The sequence below is a fragment of the Streptomyces sp. NPDC005899 genome, from assembly GCF_040629645.1.
Classification (GTDB): Bacteria; Actinomycetota; Actinomycetes; order Streptomycetales; family Streptomycetaceae; genus Streptomyces.
The window spans coordinates 1-1,949 of record NZ_JBEXWB010000621.1 but is presented as its reverse complement, the minus strand read 5'-3'; the positions used below and the strand labels follow the sequence as shown (position 1 = coordinate 1,949).

The 1,949-nt window shown below is 74.0% G+C and carries 2 protein-coding genes; one reads left to right on the top strand and one right to left on the bottom strand.

Annotated features, from left to right (window positions below; genetic code table 11):
* The first annotated feature begins 177 nt into the window (after positions 1-177).
* Positions 178-1,020: a DUF1206 domain-containing protein gene (locus ABZ371_RS32105; protein ID WP_358686364.1), complete on the top strand. Its 843-nt coding sequence runs from the start codon at positions 178-180 to the stop codon at positions 1,018-1,020.
* 103 nt (positions 1,021-1,123) lie between these two features.
* Here the strand turns inward: ABZ371_RS32105 and ABZ371_RS32100 are convergent.
* A partial coding sequence (locus ABZ371_RS32100; RefSeq protein ID WP_358686362.1) for an FAD-binding domain-containing protein occupies positions 1,124-1,949 on the bottom strand: 826 nt, incomplete at its 5' end.

Sequence of the window (1,949 nt, the reverse complement as noted above, 5' to 3'; positions counted from 1 at the left end):
CGCGACCTGAGGCACCCCGGCCACCCGGGGACCGACCCGGGAGCCGCCGGGGAACCGAGCCCGCGACGGCCCGCACCGGCCCGGCCACGAGCCCCGCCGCCCGCGACGGGAAGCCACCGCCGCTCCGCCCTGAGCGGATCCGGCATTGATCCCCCGTTCAGGGGCATCCGCCAGTTCATGAACACGAACGCGTGGGTGGCGAACGGACGGGGCCGGGCCAGAGGGGCCGCCAACAGCAAGGCCATGGACATGGGAGCGCGCGCGGGCTTCGTCGCCCGCGGGGTGATCTACCTCCTGGTGGGCGTGCTGGCACTGCGCATCGCCTTCTCGGACGGAGGCGGAAAGCAGGCCGACCGGGGCGGGGCCATCGCCGAGATAGCCGAGAAGCCCTTCGGCAACGTCCTGTTGTGGGCTCTCGGACTGGGGCTGGCCGCGATGGCCCTGTGGCGCCTGTCCGAGGCGTTCTTCGGCCAGGCCGGCCCCGATGGCGACAAGCCGACCAAGAGGGTCATGGCCGCCGCGCGGGCCGTCTTCTACGCCTTCATGTCCTACTCCGTACTCGCCTACGCCGCCGGTGACCAGGGGAGCGGAAGCGGTTCGAGCGACCGGCAGACCGACGACGTCACCGCCCGGGTCCTGGGCTGGACCGGAGGCCAGTGGATCGTCGGCATCGCGGGCGCCGTCGTGGTCGGCGCCGGCCTCTGGATGATCTACCGTGCCGTCACCCGCGCCTACCACAAGCGCCTCAAGATGGCGGAGATGAGCAGGAAGGTCCGCCGCGGCGTCGACGTCCTCGGCGTCTTCGGCGGCAGCGCCCGCGGCGTCCTCTTCGCGACGGCCGGCGGATTCGCCGTCGCCGCGGCCGTCCGGCACGAACCGGGCAAGGCCAAGGGCATGGACGACACACTGCGCTCGTTCACCGAGACTCCGGCCGGTCCGTGGCTGCTCGCCCTGATCGCTCTCGGTCTGGTGGCCTTCGGCGTCTTCTCCTGGGCCCACGCCCGCTACCGCAAGATCTGACTTCGCCCCCGCGTCGACCCACCCCGAAGGGCACGCCCGCACCCGGCTCGACCTCGGTCACCGCACCGCTGGATCGAGCCCGCGCGCGTGCCCGCGGTGGTGTTCACCGAGCGGATCGGGGGGCGGACGGTGCGTCGAGCCCGCGCGCGTGCCTGAAGCGGGCCAGCCCCTCCGCGAGTCCCACCAGCGGCTCCGGGTAGTCACCGCACCGCCCCGCCACCCGCGGCTTCCACGGTTCGTGCACCGCCGCCCCCTCGACACCGGCGAGCTCCGGAACCCATCGGCGCACGTACACGCCGTCCGGGTCGTACCGCCTGGCCTGCACCAGGGGGTTCAGCACCCGGTGGGGCCGGCTGTCCGTGCCCGTCCCCGCCACCCACTGCCAGTTGAGCTGGTTGTTGGCGAGGTCCCCGTCCACCAGCAGGTCCTGGAAGTGGCGTGCGCCGACACGCCAGTCCACGTACAGCGTCTTCACGAGGAAACTCGCCGTCAGCAACCGCCCGCGGTTGTGCATCCAGCCCTCGTGGAGCAGCTGGCGCAGGGCGGCGTCGACCAGCGGGTAGCCGGTGCGGCCCCGCTTCCAGGCGTCGATGTCCTCCGCGGCCGACCGCTCCCCGCGCCAGCGGTCCCCCCGCGGGCGGTAGTCGACGTGCGCGGCCCGAGGCCGGGCGGCGAGCACCTGGTGGTGGAAGTCCCGCCAGCACAGCTGCCGTACGAAGGCCTCCGCTCCCGGCCCGCCCGCCTCCCCGGCCCGGTGGACCAGCTCCGTCGCGGACAGCGTGCCGAAGTGCAGGTGGGGTGACAGGCGTGACGTGGCGTCCCCCGCGAGGTCGTCGTGGCGGGCCTCGTACGCGCCGAGACCGTCCCGGCACCAGGCGGCGAACCGCGCCCGCCCCGCACGCTCACCGCCCTCGGCGAGCCCCGGCGAC